The sequence below is a fragment of the Streptococcus sp. 27098_8_91 genome (assembly GCF_041432385.1).
Taxonomy (GTDB): domain Bacteria; phylum Bacillota; class Bacilli; order Lactobacillales; family Streptococcaceae; genus Streptococcus.
Genome location: NZ_JAPVZN010000002.1, coordinates 99508 through 118229 on the forward strand (window position 1 = coordinate 99508; position 18722 = coordinate 118229).

The 18722-nt window shown below is 35.9% G+C and carries 19 protein-coding genes; 18 read left to right on the plus strand and 1 reads right to left on the minus strand.

Annotated features, from left to right (window positions below):
- Positions 1-36: 36 nt before the first annotated feature.
- On the plus strand, positions 37-978 hold the full coding sequence (prsA, locus tag O3611_RS02355; RefSeq protein WP_000728085.1) for a peptidylprolyl isomerase PrsA: 942 nt from the start codon (positions 37-39) through the stop codon (positions 976-978).
- A gap of 47 nt (positions 979-1025) precedes the next feature.
- Here the strand turns inward: prsA and O3611_RS02360 are convergent, their stop codons facing one another.
- Positions 1026-1364: a helix-turn-helix domain-containing protein gene (locus O3611_RS02360; protein WP_153224722.1), complete on the minus strand. Its 339-nt coding sequence runs from the start codon at positions 1362-1364 to the stop codon at positions 1026-1028.
- Positions 1365-1503: 139 nt separating this feature from the next.
- Between O3611_RS02360 and O3611_RS02365 the strand changes: the two genes are divergently transcribed.
- The 17 genes from O3611_RS02365 to O3611_RS02445 all read left to right on the plus strand — a co-directional run bounded on the left by O3611_RS02365 (position 1504) and on the right by O3611_RS02445 (position 18715).
- The gene (locus O3611_RS02365) at positions 1504-4200 is read left to right on the plus strand and encodes an SEC10/PgrA surface exclusion domain-containing protein (protein ID WP_371607687.1); all 2697 of its coding nucleotides are present in this window, start codon (positions 1504-1506) and stop codon (positions 4198-4200) included.
- A 160-nt stretch (positions 4201-4360) separates the two neighbouring features.
- Positions 4361-5572: a cell division peptidoglycan polymerase FtsW gene (gene ftsW, locus O3611_RS02370; RefSeq protein WP_281334969.1), complete on the plus strand. Its 1212-nt coding sequence runs from the start codon at positions 4361-4363 to the stop codon at positions 5570-5572.
- A 25-nt stretch (positions 5573-5597) separates the two neighbouring features.
- Positions 5598-8423, plus strand: a complete 2826-nt coding sequence (gene ppc, locus O3611_RS02375) for a phosphoenolpyruvate carboxylase (protein ID WP_371607688.1) — start codon at positions 5598-5600, stop codon at positions 8421-8423.
- A gap of 432 nt (positions 8424-8855) precedes the next feature.
- Positions 8856-9857 carry a tryptophan ABC transporter substrate-binding protein gene (gene trpX / locus O3611_RS02380; protein WP_371607689.1) on the plus strand — a complete coding sequence of 334 codons (1002 nt, stop codon included), beginning with the start codon at positions 8856-8858 and terminating at the stop codon, positions 9855-9857.
- Positions 9858-9918: 61 nt separating this feature from the next.
- Positions 9919-10785 (plus strand): ABC transporter permease, encoded by an 867-nt coding sequence (locus O3611_RS02385; RefSeq protein ID WP_371607690.1) that lies wholly within the window; start codon positions 9919-9921, stop codon positions 10783-10785.
- Positions 10782-11540: an ABC transporter ATP-binding protein gene (locus O3611_RS02390; protein ID WP_371607691.1), complete on the plus strand. Its 759-nt coding sequence runs from the start codon at positions 10782-10784 to the stop codon at positions 11538-11540. Before O3611_RS02385 ends, O3611_RS02390 begins: the two co-directional genes overlap by 4 nt.
- 264 nt (positions 11541-11804) lie before the next feature.
- Complete coding sequence (locus O3611_RS02395) at positions 11805-12527, plus strand: TipC family immunity protein (protein WP_371607692.1); 723 nt, start codon at positions 11805-11807, stop codon at positions 12525-12527.
- A gap of 84 nt (positions 12528-12611) precedes the next feature.
- Positions 12612-13322: a TipC family immunity protein gene (locus tag O3611_RS02400; RefSeq protein ID WP_371607693.1), complete on the plus strand. Its 711-nt coding sequence runs from the start codon at positions 12612-12614 to the stop codon at positions 13320-13322.
- Positions 13323-13408: 86 nt separating this feature from the next.
- Positions 13409-14131 carry a TipC family immunity protein gene (locus tag O3611_RS02405; RefSeq protein WP_371607694.1) on the plus strand — a complete coding sequence of 241 codons (723 nt, stop codon included), beginning with the start codon at positions 13409-13411 and terminating at the stop codon, positions 14129-14131.
- A gap of 372 nt (positions 14132-14503) precedes the next feature.
- Complete coding sequence (locus O3611_RS02410) at positions 14504-15127, plus strand: TipC family immunity protein (RefSeq protein ID WP_371607695.1); 624 nt, start codon at positions 14504-14506, stop codon at positions 15125-15127.
- A gap of 39 nt (positions 15128-15166) precedes the next feature.
- Positions 15167-15694, plus strand: a complete 528-nt coding sequence (locus O3611_RS02415) for a hypothetical protein (protein ID WP_371607696.1) — start codon at positions 15167-15169, stop codon at positions 15692-15694.
- 31 nt (positions 15695-15725) lie between these two features.
- Positions 15726-16211 (plus strand): hypothetical protein, encoded by a 486-nt coding sequence (locus O3611_RS02420; RefSeq protein ID WP_371607697.1) that lies wholly within the window; start codon positions 15726-15728, stop codon positions 16209-16211.
- A gap of 213 nt (positions 16212-16424) precedes the next feature.
- Complete coding sequence (locus O3611_RS02425; protein WP_371607698.1) at positions 16425-16889, plus strand: ankyrin repeat domain-containing protein; 465 nt, start codon at positions 16425-16427, stop codon at positions 16887-16889.
- Entirely contained in the window at positions 16882-17214 is a 333-nt protein-coding gene (locus O3611_RS02430) for a DUF2185 domain-containing protein (RefSeq protein ID WP_371607699.1), read from the plus strand. Before O3611_RS02425 ends, O3611_RS02430 begins: the two co-directional genes overlap by 8 nt.
- Positions 17215-17491: 277 nt before the next feature.
- On the plus strand, positions 17492-17800 hold the full coding sequence (locus O3611_RS02435; RefSeq protein WP_371607700.1) for a hypothetical protein: 309 nt from the start codon (positions 17492-17494) through the stop codon (positions 17798-17800).
- Between the two features lie 36 nt (positions 17801-17836).
- Positions 17837-18262, plus strand: a complete 426-nt coding sequence (locus O3611_RS02440; RefSeq protein WP_371607701.1) for a hypothetical protein — start codon at positions 17837-17839, stop codon at positions 18260-18262.
- Between the two features lie 69 nt (positions 18263-18331).
- The gene (locus tag O3611_RS02445; protein WP_371607702.1) at positions 18332-18715 is read left to right on the plus strand and encodes a hypothetical protein; all 384 of its coding nucleotides are present in this window, start codon (positions 18332-18334) and stop codon (positions 18713-18715) included.
- Positions 18716-18722 lie beyond the last annotated feature (7 nt).

An 18722-nucleotide genomic window follows, 5' to 3' on the forward strand; every position in this document is an offset into this window, starting at 1 on the left:
AGGTAAACCTTTATTTAGTATACAAAAGGAGTAAACATGAAGAAAAAACTAATGGCAGGAGCCATCACATTGTTGTCAGTAGCTACTTTGGCTGCTTGTTCAAACAGTTCTGAAGGAACTGACTTGATTAGCATGAAAGGCGATGTTATTACTGAGCATCAATTCTTTGAAGAAGTCAAAAATAATGCTACTGCTCAACAAGTCTTGCTGAATATGACCATTCAAAAAGTTTTTGAAAAACAATATGGTTCAGAAGTAAGTGATAAAGAAGTAGATGATGCAGTTGCAGAAGAACAAAAGAAATACGGTGATAGCTATCAAACGATTCTCGCCCGTTCAGGTATGACTGCAGAAAGCCGTAAAGCTCAAATTCGTACAAGTAAATTAGTTGAGTATGCTGTTAAGAAAGCTGCTGAAGCTGAATTAACAGATGAAAACTACAAAAAAGCTTTTGAAGAGTATACTCCAGAAGTAACGGCTCAAATTATTAAACTTGACAGTGAAGATAAGGCTAAGGAAGTTCTTGCCAAAGCAAAAGAGTCTGGAGCTGACTTTGCACAACTTGCAAAAGACAATTCTACAGACGAAAAGACAAAAGAAAATGGTGGAGAAATTACTTTTGACTCTGCATCAACAGAATTACCAGATGTAGTTAAGAAAGCAGCTTTTGCTCTTGATGTCAACGGAATTTCAGATGTTATCACTGCTCCAGGAACTCAAGCTTATACAAGTAGTTTCTACATTGTTAAGTTAACGAAGAAGTCAGAAAAATCTTCAAACTTGGATGATTATAAAGAAAAACTTAAAACAATCATTTTGACTCAAAAACAAAATGATGCAACCTTTGTTCAAGGTGTTATTAGTAAAGAATTACAAGATGCCAACATTAAAGTTAAAGACCAGGCCTTCCAAAATATCTTTACACAATACATCAAAGGCGAAACAACTTCTGACAGCAGCAGTAGCGCCTCAAACTAATAAAAAAACTATCTATCTTTCTTTTTTAGAAAGTAGATAGTTTTTTTCTATTGGACTTCTTTCAGAATTAGCAGTAGTGCATCTAGTACACGAGATCTTTGTTCTGTAGGAAGAAGTTTCAATTCGTCAATCAGACGGGATATTTTGGGGTCTTCTTCTTTCAGTTGGATATCAAAGAAAGTGTCTAAATCTACTTCTAATGCTTCCATGACTTTTTCTAGAGTTTGAATCTTTAAGTTTGTTGATAGATTTTCTAATTTGTAAACATAATTTGTTCCTAAGTCAGCCATTTCCTCTAATTGTTCTTGGGTATATCCTCTTTCTATTCTGAGTAAACGGATGCGTTTAGAAATGTAGTCTTGCAAATTACTTTTATTTTTGACCATGTAGTACCTCGCTACTTACATGATACAGTCAAACGACTGCATTTTTTAGACTTTAAATAGTTACATTTTAATAAAATGACTTTAAAAAGTTGTATATTGTGGTATAATGAAGGTATAAAAAAATAAAAAGGGGAAACCTATGAAAAAAGAATTGATTGCTTTGACTGCCATAGCAGCAACGTGCCTTGCAACAACTGTAAGTGCAAATGAGGTAGCTGAACCCAATGTAGATAATGCAGGTGGTGTTCGTACTGCTCAAACTGAGCCAGCGTTTAACATTACTGATGCTAAAACTGAACCAGCTTTGGTAGAGAAAGAAGCACCAAAACCAGTAGAAGTGAAAACTCCTACTAAGGAAGACGTTGCTGAACTTGGTGCTACTGCTAAACAAACCCAAGAAGATGCAGATAAGGCAAAAGAGGTTTTGGATCAAGCTAATGAAACTTCTGGTAAAGCAGAAAAGAAAGTCGCTGACTTGAACCAAGCTAAAGACGATGCTCAAAAGATTGCGGACAAAGCAACTCCTGAGGTTATCCAAGGTGCTGAGAAGAAAGTAGAAACTGCTAAAGCAAGTGTTCCAACTGCTGAACAAGCGGTATCTTCTGCACAAACTGAACAAGATGATGCTGACCGTAATGTCGCTATTCAGGGTAAAACTGTTGGTACTAAGCAAGCAGAAGTGACTCAAGCGCAAAATGGAGTTACTGATGCTAAAGCAGCCGTTAAAAATGCAGAGGATGCTTTGAAGGGTGTTGGTCTTGCTGATGCTAAAGAGAAGCAAGACGCAGCGATTAAAGAAGAAGCTACAAGCAAACAAGCACAAGAAGATGCACAAGTAGCTCTTGATGAAGCTAAGAAGTTGGACGGTGAGCTTGCTGACCAACTCAAAAAAGCAGAAACTACTGTTAAAACTACTACACAAGATGTAGAGCGTACTGAAAACGAAGCTAAAACTGCCAAAACTAATCGTGATAACGCTCTGGCTACTTACAACCAAGCGGTATCTGTGCTTGACGCACTTCAAGATAGCTCTAAGAAACAAACCATTACCCTTTCACCCGCTTTCATTCAAGCAGTGAAAGATAAAATGGCGTTCCTTCGTCAAATCGATGAAGGTGTCGAAATGACTGAAGAAGAGCGTAACGCTAAGAGTGATGAAATTTATGACCGTATTGTTGGTTCACAAGTAGAACACAAGAAACTCAACAAATACGTTCCAAGCAAAGCCGACCAAGCCGATAAAACTCGCTACGATATTAACAATCTCCCACAAGCGATTAAAGATGAGTTGAACTACTATGTGGTTGACCTTATTAACCAAATGCGCCGCCAACTTGGGCTTTCAGATGTTGTTCTTTCAAAAACTTCTTTTGAGTTTGCTGATAAGATTGCAAAAGAATATTTGAAAGTGAACTTCTCTAATGCTATGAAGGAAAGCTATTACGCTAAAGGTGGTGTCGGTCACTATGCTAAAGGTGTTAACAAAGTTGCCAAAGAATATGGTATGCCTACAACAGATGCAGAGGAAGAAAACAAGGGTGAACAATATTATGAAAATACTGTAACTACTTATGTTTTCCATGATTTTGACGATGCTGACGGAGTTTATCGTAAAACTCTTGGCGAAATGAAAGAGCAGTTGTATAACGACCTTATCATGCTAGTTTCCACTAAAGGAGACTATGCTCACACTAATGGTATCCTCCAATTTACTCACGCAAATGAAACTATCTACTTCGGTGGTGTAGCACAAAGTAAAACAGACGACTTTTACACTACTCACTTCTTGACTGCTATTCGTAATGAAGAAGTAAAGGACTCTAAATGGGATAAAACACCTATTGCAAACCCACTTAGCGATGGAGTCATTGAGCGTAAATTGAGCGAAGCTCGTCAAGCACTTGCTGATGCTATGACTGCTCGTGATAACACACAAGCTACTTTTGAAGCAAAAACAAAAGCAGAATCAGATGCGAAAATTGCTCTTACAAATGCTGAAGCTAATCTGACTGCCTTGAAGAAAGGTGAAAGTCCACTTGCGAATGCCCAAAAGGCTTTTGATGAAGCAAAAGACCGTCATGATATGGCAGTAGTAACTCTTTCTAACGCTAACGCTCTTGTCAATAATTTGACTATTACACAGTCTGCAAAAGAAGAAGCTCTTACAAATGCGCAAGCAAAATTGAAAGACGCTGAGCAAGTTCTTAAAACTGCACAAGAAGCTCTTAAAGCAGAAGAAGATAAGATGAAAGAGCTTGAAGCGATTGCAACAAGCAAAGCTCAAGCGGTATCTCTTGCTAAGAAAGCCCTTCAAGATGCACAAAAAGAAGTTAAACAAGCCGAAAAAGAACTTGCAGACCTTAAAGGTGCGCATACTCGTTTGAACGAAGCGAAAGCAGAGCTTGAAAAAGCTGAAACTGAGCTTAAAGATGCTTACAAAGCACAAAACGAAGCTAAACTAGATTATGAAACTAAGAGCCTTGCAGCAGACCAAGCCAAGTTTGCTTATGAAACTGCTAAAACTAAGTTTGAAGAAGCAGAAGCAAAACGCTTGGCTGCACTTGCAGACGAAAAACGTAAAGAGCTAGAAAAAGCAGGTTACCAACCAGTACCAGTGGTAGACGGTCGTGGGAATGTGGTTAATTACAAAGCAGAGAAAGTGACTGTAGGAACTAAAGACGATAAAACTTATCAAGCGCCTGCACAAGCTACAAATGCAAAATCAGAACCTGAGAAACAACTTCCAAATACTGGAACGAAAGAATCGAATCTCTTAGCAGTGCTTGGTGCAAGTATTGGACTACTTGCTTTAGCAGGAAAACGAAAATATAGATAAAATAGAAAGGGCGTTACTGCCCTTTTTATGCTATATTTGAGTAAAATTCGAATGTTTATACTGTAAGAGTTTTTTTCTAGGCTAAAAAATGGTATAATAGCATGTAAAACTAGAAATAATAAGGGAAAATAAAAATATTTTTCCGAAAGATAGGTGACATATGAAAATAAGTAAAAGGCACCTGCTGAATTATTCCATTTTGATTCCTTATTTACTGTTATCCGTTTTAGGATTGATAGTAGTTTATTCGACAACTAGTGCGACCCTTATTCAGGAGGGGAAAAGTGCATTATATCTAGTGCGAAATCAGGGAATTTTCTGGATAGCCAGTTTATTCTTAATAGCCTTAATCTATAAATTAAAATTAGGATTTCTTCGTAATGAGCGGTTGCTCTTTATCGTTATGTTTGTCGAGCTGATACTCCTAGCTCTGGCACGGTTAATAGGTAGTCCCATCAATGGAGCATATGGCTGGATCAAGGTTGGTCCCATCACGATTCAACCAGCAGAGTATCTAAAGATTATTATCATTTGGTACTTGGCTCAGCGTTTTTCAAAACAACAAGATGAGATAGCAGTTTATGACTTCCAAGTTTTAACCCTCAATCAGTGGTTGCCAAGAGCCTTTAATGATTGGCGTTTTGTCCTCTTGGTCATGATTGGTAGTTTGGCAATCTTCCCTGACCTTGGAAATGCAACCATCTTGATTTTAGTATCCTTGCTCATGTATACCATCAGTGGAATAGCTTATCGATGGTTCACAACTATTCTTGGCTTACTAGCTGGTGTCTCTATGATTTCCTTAACAGCCATTCGCTTTATCGGTGTTGAGAAATTCTCTAAAATTCCCGTATTTGGTTATGTTGCCAAGCGTTTCAGTGCTTTTTTCAACCCCTTTAATGACCTAGCAGGATCTGGACATCAGTTGGCTAATTCTTACTATGCAATGGTTAACGGTGGCTGGTTTGGTCTTGGATTAGGAAATTCCATTGAAAAACGAGGTTATCTACCAGAAGCTCATACAGACTTTGTCTTTTCGATTGTGATAGAGGAGTTTGGATTTGTAGGAGCTAGTCTTATTTTGGCTCTTCTATTCTTCTTGATTCTTCGTATTATTTTGGTTGGTATTCGAGCGAGAGATCCTTTCAACTCTATGGTGGCAATTGGTATTGGTGGAATGATTCTAATACAGGTATTTGTTAACATTGGCGGTATATCAGGCTTGATCCCTTCAACAGGGGTAACCTTCCCCTTCCTATCGCAAGGTGGAAACAGTCTTTTGGTCCTATCAGTAGCTATCGCCTTTGTGTTGAATATTGATGCCAGCGAAAAACGTGCCAAACTCTATCGCGAATTAGAAGCGCAACTCTAAGACATAATATAACAAGGAGAAAAAAATGTCTCTTCAAAAGTTAGAAAATTATAGTAACAAAACGGTCGTACAAGAAGAAGTTCAAATCTTGACAGATATGCTGGAAGATATCACAAAAAATATGCTTCCTGCTGAAACCTTTGATAAGATTATGCACTTGAAGGAACTTTCTTCAAAACTTGACTATCAAGGGCTAGATAAAGTAGTAACAGGGCTTTCAAATGATGAGATGGTCTACATTTCTAGATACTTCTCTATTTTACCTCTTTTAATTAACATCTCAGAAGATGTTGACTTGGCTTATGAGATTAACCACCTAAATAATGTTGATCAAGACTATTTGGGTAAATTGTCAACAACTATTAAAATGGTGGCTGAAAAAGAAAATGCTGCCGAGATTCTTGAACACTTGAATGTGGTGCCAGTTTTGACAGCCCATCCAACTCAAGTTCAACGTAAGAGTATGTTGGATTTGACCACTCATATCCATACCCTTTTACGTAAATATCGTGACGTGAGAATGGGACTCATTAACAAGGAAAAATGGCATAATGATCTTCGTCGCTATATTGAGATTATCATGCAGACAGATATGATTCGTGAGAAGAAACTAAAAGTAACCAACGAAATCACCAATGTGATGGAGTACTACAATAGTTCCTTCCTACAGGCTGTCCCTAACTTGATGCTAGAGTACAAACGTCTAGCAAAAGAGCAAGGAATTGATCTTAAACAAGCCAAACCAATTACTATGGGAATGTGGATCGGCGGAGACCGTGATGGAAATCCATTTGTAACAGCTGAAACACTTATGCGTTCTGCTACTATCCAAAGTGAAGTGATCTTGAACTACTATATTAGCAAGATTTCTAGTCTCTATCGTACCTTCTCTCTCTCGACGAATTTATCAAAAACTAGTAAAGCTGTTGAAGAAATGGCTGCTCAGTCTGGAGATACATCAGTCTTTCGTGAAAAAGAACCTTATCGTCGTGCCTTTCATTTGATTCAGTCCAAATTGATTCAAACTCTCTTGAATTTAAAAGAATGGTCTGTTGTTGGCTCGTCAGCTGATGAACGTCATCCTGTTGAACGTCTTCTTGGTACTCAAGGGCATCAACAAGGAGTGATTACAGATTATATTAGCAATCGACTTTCAGGAGCTATTCAAGAGCTAGCTGAAGATCGTCCACCATTTTACGAAACAGTTGAAGAGTTTAAAAAAGATCTATATACCATTAAGGATTCATTACTTGAAAACAAGGCAGAGTCCTTACTCACAGGTGAATTTGCAGAACTTTTAGAAGCTGTAGAAGTATTTGGTTTCTTCTTGGCTTCCATCGACATGCGTCAAGATTCAAGCGTCCACGAAGCCTGTGTAGCAGAATTGTTGGCATCTGCTGGAATCAATGACCACTATAGTGATTTATCAGAAGATGAAAAATGCGACTTGCTTTTACATGAATTGTTAGAAGATCCTCGAATCTTGTCTGCAACTCATGCTGAGAAGTCTGAACTTCTCGAAAAAGAATTAGCTATTTTCAAAACGGCACGTGAATTAAAAGACCGTTTAGGAGAAGATGTCATTCGTCAAACGATTATCTCTCATGCAACCAGCGTGTCAGATATGCTTGAGTTGGCTATCATGCTCAAAGAAGTTGGTCTGGTAGATGCTGAAAAAGCGCGTGTTCAGATTGTTCCACTCTTTGAAACAATTGAGGACTTGGACCATTCTGAAGAAACAATGAGAAAGTATTTCTCTCTACCACTTGCTAAGAAATGGATTGCTTCTAAAAACAATTACCAAGAAATCATGCTTGGCTACTCTGATAGTAATAAGGATGGCGGTTATCTATCATCTTGTTGGACACTTTATAAGGCCCAACAACAATTGACAGCTATTGGTGACGAATTTGGAGTCAAAGTAACCTTCTTCCATGGTCGTGGTGGTACCGTTGGCCGTGGTGGTGGCCCTACTTATGATGCCATTGCTTCTCAACCGCTCAAGTCAATTAAGGATCGTATTCGATTGACAGAGCAAGGGGAAGTTATCGGAAACAAATACGGAAACAAGGATGCAGCTTACTATAACCTTGAAATGTTGGTTTCAGCAGCTATCAACCGTATGATTACCAAGAAGAAGAGTGATACCAATACGTCAAATCGCTATGAAGCAATCATGGATCAAGTAGTAGAACGTAGTTACGATATCTACCGTGAACTCGTATTCGGAAATGACCATTTCTATGATTATTTCTTTGAATCTAGTCCAATCAAGGCTATTTCAAGTTTCAATATTGGTTCTCGTCCAGCAGCTCGTAAAACAATCACTGAAATTGGTGGTCTACGTGCTATTCCTTGGGTATTCTCATGGTCACAAAGTCGTGTCATGTTCCCAGGTTGGTATGGGGTTGGTTCAAGCTTTAAGGAATTTATCGATCAAGATCCTAAAAATATCGAATTCCTTCGTGATATGTATCAAAATTGGCCATTCTTCCAATCACTCCTATCCAATGTCGATATGGTCTTGTCAAAATCAAATATGAACATTGCCTTTGAATACGCTAAACTGTGTGAAAGTGAAGAAGTACAAGCAATCTACTATACTATCTTGGATGAATGGCAGTTGACTAAGGATGTTATCTTGGCTATTGAAGGCCATGAGGAGCTGTTGGCAGAAAATACTTATTTGAAAGACAGTCTCAACTACCGCATGCCTTATTTCAATATCCTTAACTATATTCAGTTGGAATTGATTAAGCGTCAACGTAGAGGTGAGCTATCTTCAGATGAAGAACGATTGATCCATACAACTATCAACGGAATTGCTACAGGATTACGTAATTCAGGTTGATATAAGCTCCATTTTCCAAAAACCGTAGGAATTTTCGTAATTTTTTAAAATAATTCATGAAAACCCTTGACAAGTTTTAGTAAAATGATATAATTTAAGCATTCAGAAAGTAATCATTGAAATTTTTTAGAGAGTCTGTGGTTGGTGGAAACAGATAGGTGGAAGTGATGAAAATTGGGCTGAATGTTATTAAGAATTTGAAATCATAAGAATTCGGTGAGCACACCTTATAGTGCAACTCGTTTTAGCGAGTAAGAGCGATAGGACTAGTTCCTATAATTGAGGTGGCACCGCGCATCGACGTCCTCACACAAGTTTTTTGTGTGAGGACTTTTTCTATGGGGAGGAAAAAATTATGGAAATCAAACGATGGCGTCGCTTGAATAAGTGATTGAAAAAAATAATAAGTTAAGAAGAAATAAGGAGAAAATTATGAAAAACAAACGTCTACTCGGTATTATCGTAGTATTAGCACTTGTAGTTGGAGGAAGCTTGGTATATTCTAGTTTAACGAAACAAGAAACTAAAACTGAGACAGCTAATAAAACAGCTAAGGTTGGTGTTCTTCAGTTTGTAAGCCACCCATCGCTTGACTTGATCTACCAAGGTATCCAAGATGGACTTGCTGAAGAAGGCTATAAAGGTGACCAAGTTAAAATCGACTTTATGAACTCAGAAGGTGACCAAAGTAAGGTTGCTACAATGAGTAAACAATTGGTAGCAAATGGAAATGATGTCGTTGTCGGTATTGCAACACCAGCAGCTCAAGGTCTTGCAAGTTCAACAAAAGACCTTCCTGTTATCATGGCAGCTATCACAGACCCAATTGGTGCTAACCTTGTACAAAACTTGGAAAAACCAGGTGGGAACATCACTGGGGTGTCTGACCACAACCCTGCTGAACAACAAGTTGAATTGATCAAAACATTGACTCCTGATGTCAAGACGGTTGGAGCCCTTTACTCAAGTAGTGAAGATAACTCAAAATCACAAGTTGAAGAATTCAAAGCCTACGCTGAAAAAGCTGGTTTGAAAGTAGAAACATTTGCAGTTCCATCAACGAACGAAATTGCTTCAACAGTTAATGTTATGACTGGTAAAGTTGATGCAATCTGGGTTCCAATCGATAACACAATCGCATCTGCATTCTCAACTGTCGTTTCAAGCAATCAAACAGCTAAAAAACCAATCTACCCAAGTGCGACTGCCATGGTAGAAGCTGGAGGTTTGGCTTCAGTCGTTGTTGACCAACACGATCTTGGTGTTGCTACTGGTAAAATGATTGCCAAAGTCTTGAAGGGTGAAAAACCTGCAGATACACCAGTTAATGTCTTCTCAACTGGTAAATCAGTGATCAACAAAAAAGTTGCTCAAGACCTTGGAATCACAATTCCTGAATCAGTTCTCAAAGAAGCTGGTCAAGTAATCGAATAAGAATGAAGGAGGAGTTGGAGACATCTCCTCCAATTTTTAGAATAAAGGAAATGAATCAAACATGATAATATCTATTATTTCACAGGGATTGGTCTGGGCTATCCTAGGTTTGGGAATCTTTATGACCTTTCGAATCTTGAACTTTCCAGATATGACAACTGAGGGTTCCTTCCCACTTGGAGGAGCAGTAGCAGTGACTTTAATTACCCAGGGAGTCAATCCTTTTCTTGCGACTTTAGCGGCTGTAGGAGCAGGTTGTCTTGCTGGTTTAGCAGCTGGACTATTGTATACCAAAGGAAAGATTCCAACTCTTCTATCAGGAATCTTAGTCATGACTTCTTGTCATTCTATCATGCTCATGATTATGGGACGGGCTAACCTTGGACTCTTAAACACCAAGCAAATACAAGATGTTCTTCCATTTTCATCAGAGGTTAATCAATTACTGACAGGTTTAATCTTTGTGACTTTGGTTATCCTTCTCATGCTTTTCTTCCTAGATACCAAACTTGGACAGGCCTATATCGCTACAGGGGATAATCCAGACATGGCTCGTAGTTTTGGTATCAATACAGGACGTATGGAGCTTATGGGTTTGGTCTTGTCAAATGGTGTAATCGCACTTGCTGGCGCACTTATCGCTCAACAAGAAGGTTATGCGGATGTCTCTCGTGGTATCGGTGTTATCGTTGTTGGTCTTGCCAGCTTGATTATCGGTGAGGTTCTCTTTAAGAGTCTTACCTTAGCAGAACGCTTGATTACTATTGTAGTTGGTTCCATCAGCTATCAATTCTTGGTATGGGGAGTCATTGCTCTCGGCTTTAATACTAGCTACCTCCGTCTATATAGTGCCCTTATCCTAGCAACTTGCTTGGTAATTCCAACTCTTAAGGATAAATACTTGAAAGGAGTCAAGTTAAGCAAATGACAGCAATTGTAGAATTAAAAAATGCCACAAAAATTGTGACAAATGGCTTTGACGAAGAAAAGATTATCCTAAATGATGTTTCGCTTGATATTTATGAACACGACTTCATCACAATTTTGGGTGGAAATGGTGCAGGCAAGTCAACCCTATTTAATAGCATTGCGGGAACTTTACCTTTAACCAGTGGTAGCATTCGTATCATGGGCGAAGATGTGACTCATTTCAGCCCAGAAAAGCGTGCCAAATACCTTTCTCGTGTCTTCCAAGATCCTAAGATGGGAACAGCCCCTCGTATGACCGTTGCAGAAAACCTTTTGATTGCTAAGTTCCGTGGGGAAAAACGTGGACTTTTCCCAAGAAAATTGTCATCCTATAAGGAAGAATTTCAAGCGACCATTGAGAAGGTTGGCAATGGTCTAGAGAAGCATTTGGATACACCGATTGAATTCTTGTCAGGTGGACAAAGACAGGCCTTGAGCCTCTTGATGGCAACTTTGAAACGTCCAGAGCTCCTTTTACTGGATGAACACACAGCTGCTCTTGACCCTAAAACAAGTGTGGCCTTGATGGAATTGACAAATGACTTTATCAACAAGGACCATCTAACAGCTTTGATGATTACTCACCATATGGAAGATGCTCTCAAGTATGGAAATCGCCTCATTGTCATGAAAGAAGGGCGAATCATCCAAGATTTGAATAAGGATGAAAAAGCCAAGATGAAAATTTCCGATTACTATCAACTTTTTGAGTAGATAATTTTTAAATCAAGTATCCTTAAAAACTTAGAAGTAGGCTTTTGCTTCTAAGTTTTTTGTATTAAAGGGAGATTATCTAAAAATGGTCTGGATTCCACCGTCTAAGATTTTATAGTATAATGATTATAAGGAAAATGTTGCTAAAGATAAAAAACTTATAAAAAAGAGTTTTGCGTCTAAATTTTATCTTGTCTCTAAATAAGGTATTTAAAATGTATTTTTACTTTGTAAAGTATATAAGTTCTAGGTAAGGAAAACGTCATGAAAAAAATTTTAAAAATTGTACTCATAACTGTAGTAGGTTTTCTAACTTTGTTCTGTCTATATCGTGTCTATCAAAGGTATTATTATAAGGGAGTGTATGAATCTTTAAGTAATGTCTTTCTAGAGATGAACTATGCAGAGGTAAAAAGTGGTATTTTACCTGGTCTCGCTGATTTTAGTAAAGCTGTTGACGGAAGTCAGTCGTTTAGAGATCCAGATTGGATAATTCCCATAGGACTTGATGCAGGCTTGTCTGAAAATGAAAGTTTAAAAGTGATTGTAGGTTTTGAAGAAACTTTTATTATTGAATACCAGCAACTATTATCTGATGGGAGATATCTTTATATAAAATATGACTACAATGATAAGAAATTCAGCCAATCAGTCGAAATCTCAGATTCTAAATGGTCGGTAGCATATGACTTAGCTAGTTACAATATACTACACAAGGATGGGGAAAAACTAGATTTAGAGGTATATAAAGAATTATCACGTCAGTCAAAAACAGGGGACTCGATACCCAATTTTTACTTAACTAATCCCAACGAAGCACTAGAGTATTTAAAGCCTTATGGGATTGATGAAGCTTGGATTAAAGAAAAATCCCACTTCATGCTCTATGATGTCGTTCTAGAACGCTGGTTCAAAAATGGTAGTCAACGCTACTCAGTTGATAATCTTGGGGATGTAGAGATTGTGTCTCTAAGTTTTTCTGAATAGGATGATACCCAAGCAATGGAGATGTAAAAAGAGAAGAATAATGTTGTTTATCAGTTTCTCCAAGATTTAAGTAAGGAAAAAGTCATGAAAAAAATTTTAAAAATCGTACTCATAATTTTATTAGTTTTTCTAACTTTGTTTGGTCTATATCGTGTCTATCAAAAGAATTATTATAAGGGAGTGTATGAATCTTTAAGTAATGTCTTTTTAGAAATGAACTATGCAGAAACCCATAGTGGTGTTTTACCTGGACTCGCTGATTTTAGTAAAGCCGTTGATGGAAGTCAGTCGTTTAGAGATCCAGACTGGATAATTTCCATAGGACTTGATGCAGGCTTGTCTGAAAATGAAAGTTTAGAAGTGATTGTAGGTTTTGAAGAAACTTTTATTATTGAATATCAGCAACTATTATCTGATGGGAGATATCTATTTATTAGATACAATTATAAGAATAAAAATCTTAACCCAACTATCGAAATTTCGGATTCTAAAAGTTCACTGGCATACTACTTAGCTGGGTATAATATAAGAAATAAGGATAGCGGGGAGATAAATTTGGAGTCGTATTTTAAGAGAGCGGGCACTGTGGAAAGACCTAATTTTTACCTAACAAATCCCAACGAAGTACTAGAGTATTTAAAATCTCATGGGATTGATGAAGCTTGGATTAAAGAAAAATCCCACTTCATGCTCTATGATGTTGTTCTGGCACGTTGGTTCAAAAATGGTAGTCAACGTTATTCAGTTGACAATTTTGGGGATGTAGAGATTGTGCCATTCAGTTTTTCTGAATAGGATGATACCCAAGCAATGGAGCTGTTAAAAGAGAAGAATAATGTTGCTTATCAGTTTATCCAAGATTTAAGTAAGGAAAAAAGTCAATGAAAAAATTTTTAAAAATCGTACTCATAACTGTAGTAGGTTTTCTAACTTTGTTTAGTCTAGATCGTGTCCATCAAAAGAATTATTATAAGAGAGTGTATGAATCTTTAAGTAATGTCTTTTTAGAAATGAACTATGCAGAAACCCATAGTGGTATTTTACCTGGACTTGCTGATTTTAGTAAAGCCGTTGACGGAGGCCAATCATATCGCGATAAGGATATTATAGTTGGTCTGAGTCCTGAAGCAGGCTTATCTGAGAGTGAAACTATATTAGTGTATGTAGGTATTGAAAAAACATTTCTAATTGAGTATAGGCGGGCGTTACCTGATGGTAGATATCTTTTTATTGATTATGATTATAGAGATAAGATGCTCAAACAAACTATTGAAATTTCAGAATCTGATCAATCATTAGCTTACGGGTTAATTGGTTATAATATAGAAGTGAAGAAGGGAAAAGAATCTGATTTAGAGCTACATTTAAAAAGTTCCTATAGTTTTAGCTCGACTAAAGGTTTACCAAGTTTTCAGCTAACTAATCCCAACGAAGCACTAGAGTATTTAAAGCCTTATGGGATTGATGAAGCTTGGATTAAAGAAAAATCCCACTTCATGCTCTATGATGTCGTTCTAGAACGCTGGTTAAAAAATGGCAGTCAACGTTACTCGGTTGATAATCTTGGGGATGTAGAGATTGTGCCATTGAATTTTTCCAAATAGATTGTCCTACATATGCAAAAAGTACTTTCTATCAAGTGTAGAATGTATGACTTTGAAAAAGATGTTTATATCTATATTTTAGGACAATGATCGAAATTTTGTGTTTAAATACGGTAAATAGTTATCTTCCATGTTCTACTGAAAAAATATCGAAGGATATTCCTAATTCAGATTATTGGAGCTAATTATAGATTGGATAAGTAATGTAACTTGATTGAAGGGAGAATATGATTTTGTGTTTAAGGAGTTCTTTTAAGTTTTATGATAGAAGATGATAAAAATGTAGTAGTAGGAGTTATAAGAATTTTTCAAATCTTTATATAAAAAGCTGATTTGCACGATTATATTGATTAACAAGAAAGAGGTCGCAAAATGAATAAAAAAATGTTTTATAGCTTATCTATAGGGGCGTTTTTAATCATGCTACTACCGCTCGCTTTCATTTTTTTAAAGCCACGATATAGTAATGTTTTTGAAGAAATTTATCATGACGAGTACCATCATGCTACAACTTCTTTTTTACGTACGAATTCTACTTTAAATAGAATACCTGAGATGGAAGTAAATAAAACAGGCGGGCTGCTTTACGGTTCAATTTCAGAAAAGTATCGTTCAGAAGTCTTACCTACAGGAGTTGAGAGTATTTCGTACAGTTTTTATTATCCAGATGGTAAACTAGATAGTGGGAGAATGTCTATAGACTTTCTATTCATGCATAGTAGTGGAGTGATTATAGATATATATTATAAGTATAATCACGAATCTGATAAATTGGTTCAGTCTCTAAACATTATTGATGAAAAAAGGTTGACAGACCTCAATCAAATTATGGAGTATGTAAAGGAGAAAAAAATTAATCTTTCACCATACTTTACTAAAAGTGAAGAATTGTTACGAAATAAGATTATTCCAGACTGGCTTTCCGTCTATCCTAGTCACTTTTCAGTTGAAAATTGGGGTAATGTAAAAGTTATTTCCGAATATATACTGGATTAAAGAAATATCCTAAAACTGTTTACGGATGAGGTGAATCATATGAAGAAACAAAAAGAAGGCGTGATAAACAATATTATTTATGTAAATACAAGTTACCAGGATTCAAAGTGTCGAATTTATCCGACAATAACAAATTTATTTGGTATCTTGAGAGAAATTATCCAAACAGAAGAAACTACAGAAAGCATTCTGATTACCCCTTTCTATATCAACGAAAAATTAGATTTTCAGGAAGAATTAAATATTGGAGTTTTCTATCTCGAATGTGCAGACACTGTAACTGTAGAAGATAAACAGAACTTTTTAAGAAAACAAATGTATTGGTTACATCCAGATTCTGATTATAAAATCCTTGAGAATTACATATCAATGGAAGATGTAGAACATACGAATTTTTTAGTAGAAAAGAAAGATATTACTGGTTTTCAAGATAGTATTAATAGATATATGGATTATCTGATGATTCGAGGTATTCCTCAAATGATGGTATGGCTTTACGATATGACTAAACTAGATGTGGAATCCCTCCCATATGGGTATTTTTGTTTTGAGATTGTATCAAGTTGAGTTTCTTTGAAAAATTTAAATGAGGAATAAATTGAAAAAATCAGATTTTGTTATTTTAACCATCTTACTGTTTACTGTATCCATCCTAACTCTTGTGATTTGTAATATAAAATGGGGAACCATTACTTTAGGTCCAAATGAAGAGACAAAGGTGCGTGTAAACGGACACTCCGAGAGTTTAGACTCCATAATCCATGTAGAGGTAATTCCAGTTACTACAGATGGGAAGATAAAGCTTTCTCGAGGTGATGATTGGTTTGATCCTGAAAAAGGAATTGGATATAATATTAAGGATTCTCGGATTGAAACATATCATTACAATGAAAAAACACAAAGCTGGGATGTAACGATGTTAGAGAATCCTCATAATGGCATTGGTGTCGATCGCGAAGGTATTATTATGGATCCACCTCAAAAGACACTTTTTTCGTTTGCTTCAAAGAAAGGATTTGAGATCAAAATAAAGAATTTATCTAACCAAACTGTTAAGGTTAAAGTAAAAGTGACATATGATTAAGATTTGGCAAGTTGATAGTTTAGCAAGCAATAGATCCAAATAGTAGATTGATTAAAAACAAACCAGTAAAATTCTGCTAATTTCCAAATTGAAGTACCAAAATCAAATAGGAGTCATAAATATGAATAGGAGAAAGAAATGATATTATGAGATATATTTGATGTAGCTCAAGAAGGAACGTTTGAAGAGTTTCATTCGCTCTACAAGGGCGATGTGAATCAAGTCACACATGAGAAATTAAATTTGTTAAACATGGTTTTAACTAGCAATACTTTGCTAGATGAAAAACTTAAGATTATTCAGTTTCTTATTGATGAAAAAATTGATGTTAATTGTTTAGACGCAGATAATCGAAATGCCTTACATAATTTGTTTCAATTTAAAGCGAATTGGAGAGTAGATGTTGAGTATGCAACTAAGATCATGTCAATGTTGTTGAAAGCAGGGATAAATGTTAACCAAGTTGATAAATATGGGGCAATTCCATTGATTACTGAGATTACAGTCTTGAAATTAACAACTAAGGAAGCCTTGCCTTTATATGAGATGTTGATTGCTAGTGGTTCTGATATTCACCATAAAGATTTTCAAGGGAAGTCAGCTATAGATTATGCGAGAGAATTCAGCTGGAGACAAGATTTATTATCTGAAAATGGAGGGTTACTTGCTGATGAATAATAGTGATTTTGGTGGATTTATGGTTTCAAATAATGTAATAAATGGTTATCCTATTCAGTACACTTATAGAGAGAAATCTTCAATTTCTCAGTTAAATGGATGGACAATATTATCTTCTATTGATGATGAAGAATATATTTCTGATCCTGATAATTTTACAATTCTAGGTGCGACAAGTATACTGCAAATTGCTCCTGTTCTACTAGAAATTTTTCCTGCAAAATATGGAACAGATTTGTTTTGGCTATACAAGGACAATGTACATATAGGATTTTATGATTTAAAGTCAGAAAGAGAAGTTACTATTACAGAGATTTTGCAATAATCTTTTCTGAATGACTATGGTATATTTAAAAAAAACCAAATGAATCATTAAGCCAAGTAACTTTAAAAAATTTTAGAAATTCAGATAAAGGCATTGTTTTATAAAAAGCAGGCGATAAAAACATGGCATACACACAAGAAGATTTTCAAGAATGGATTTTCCTCATTTGCTTTTACTAGGGAGTTTGCTGGGGAATAAGGCCTTCATTTAGACTATAGCATCTAGTCTTTGGATGATTTGGAGTCTTAGATATTGGCTCACAAGGGAGGAGATTAAAGTGACGATAGAAACAGAGTTGAAAAAAATAAGTAAAAGTTTATTTTTAATAAATGACAGTCAAACCTCTAACAAGATATCTTCTACTAATTTAGAAAATATAGATGATATTTTAAATGATTATTTACCCCTTCATTTAAAATGGATAGAGAAGGGAAATTCTTGGATTGTTGAGTCATTAAGTGAGAATCGCCAATTAGATAGACAAGCCTTTTCTCAGTTACTTGTAGGAGTTAGAAATCTGTATCTTGATTTAGAGGAACTTCAAGATTTACTGATTGAAGTATCAAATGAAATATATGAAAATTAGAGGTTTAAAACGTAAAATGGAATAATGGAGGTATATATGACGTCAGAGCTAGAAACTAAAAATGAAGAATGGGTAGAAGTCTTTAAAGGTTTGATTCCTGTAGATAAGTATAAGTTAAAAGTCTTGTTGACAAACTTGTCAGATGGTCAAGAAATTAGGCTGATTGGAGAGCAGAACCGTTTTAAATTATCATGTTTTTGTTATGATGAAGCACGATTTTTTAGCAGGGAATTGTATTTATCTGCAATTCTGGATAAAGAGATGTTTAAAAAATTTGAAAAAAATAATTTCCAAAATGTCATTTACGAAGTCAAGAATAGTCAATTAGTGAAGAAACTGGAATACACATCATATTATGACCCAGGAACTTTGCATTCACGGCATTATATCATCATAACTCAAGATAGTGTACTGGATATTCTTGTTTCTGCAAATTTGAAATTAAGTATCAGTCAATACTAAAAAATTTGCTAATCAAACATGTATACCACTGTAGTATAATTATCAGACAATAGAACTTGGAGAAATGATATGGAAAAATGGACGGAAATTAAACCGGGATTCATCCTTTTTGGTGACTATGGCATCGAGATAAATATAGATGGGGATACTCTAATTGCCTACTTGAAAGATTCAGAAAAATTTAAATTTACCTTTACAAAAGTTTGGGCTTTCCGAACAGTCCAGGAAAGTTTAGAATTAAGAGATAAATATTGGGAGCAAGGATTGGCAAAGAACAGACCACTTTATCTGACCAACTATATCTATGAGGTCGAGAATACAGAGTTTGGTGACTTGGTTACTTCTGCAAATATAGCCAATAAAAAGCTTCATCACTATTTCATAATGTCGACAGAATATTTAGTGGATATTGTATCCGAAAACGATGTAAAAGTGGAGAAAGTGACTAGCTAGTTTTATG

Excerpts from the sequence above, each read along its gene's own strand:
- prsA (WP_000728085.1), top strand. The coding sequence starts at position 37 with ATGAAGAAAAAACTAATGGCAGGAGCCATCACATTGTTGTCAGTAGCT.
- O3611_RS02360 (WP_153224722.1), bottom strand. The coding sequence starts at position 1,364 with ATGGTCAAAAATAAAAGTAATTTGCAAGACTACATTTCTAAACGCATC.
- O3611_RS02365 (WP_371607687.1), top strand. The coding sequence starts at position 1,504 with ATGAAAAAAGAATTGATTGCTTTGACTGCCATAGCAGCAACGTGCCTT.
- ftsW (WP_281334969.1), top strand. The coding sequence starts at position 4,361 with ATGAAAATAAGTAAAAGGCACCTGCTGAATTATTCCATTTTGATTCCT.
- ppc (WP_371607688.1), top strand. The coding sequence starts at position 5,598 with ATGTCTCTTCAAAAGTTAGAAAATTATAGTAACAAAACGGTCGTACAA.
- trpX (WP_371607689.1), top strand. The coding sequence starts at position 8,856 with ATGAAAAACAAACGTCTACTCGGTATTATCGTAGTATTAGCACTTGTA.
- O3611_RS02385 (WP_371607690.1), top strand. The coding sequence starts at position 9,919 with ATGATAATATCTATTATTTCACAGGGATTGGTCTGGGCTATCCTAGGT.
- O3611_RS02390 (WP_371607691.1), top strand. The coding sequence starts at position 10,782 with ATGACAGCAATTGTAGAATTAAAAAATGCCACAAAAATTGTGACAAAT.
- O3611_RS02395 (WP_371607692.1), top strand. The coding sequence starts at position 11,805 with ATGAAAAAAATTTTAAAAATTGTACTCATAACTGTAGTAGGTTTTCTA.
- O3611_RS02400 (WP_371607693.1), top strand. The coding sequence starts at position 12,612 with ATGAAAAAAATTTTAAAAATCGTACTCATAATTTTATTAGTTTTTCTA.
- O3611_RS02405 (WP_371607694.1), top strand. The coding sequence starts at position 13,409 with ATGAAAAAATTTTTAAAAATCGTACTCATAACTGTAGTAGGTTTTCTA.
- O3611_RS02410 (WP_371607695.1), top strand. The coding sequence starts at position 14,504 with ATGAATAAAAAAATGTTTTATAGCTTATCTATAGGGGCGTTTTTAATC.
- O3611_RS02415 (WP_371607696.1), top strand. The coding sequence starts at position 15,167 with ATGAAGAAACAAAAAGAAGGCGTGATAAACAATATTATTTATGTAAAT.
- O3611_RS02430 (WP_371607699.1), top strand. The coding sequence starts at position 16,882 with ATGAATAATAGTGATTTTGGTGGATTTATGGTTTCAAATAATGTAATA.
- O3611_RS02440 (WP_371607701.1), top strand. The coding sequence starts at position 17,837 with ATGACGTCAGAGCTAGAAACTAAAAATGAAGAATGGGTAGAAGTCTTT.
- O3611_RS02445 (WP_371607702.1), top strand. The coding sequence starts at position 18,332 with ATGGAAAAATGGACGGAAATTAAACCGGGATTCATCCTTTTTGGTGAC.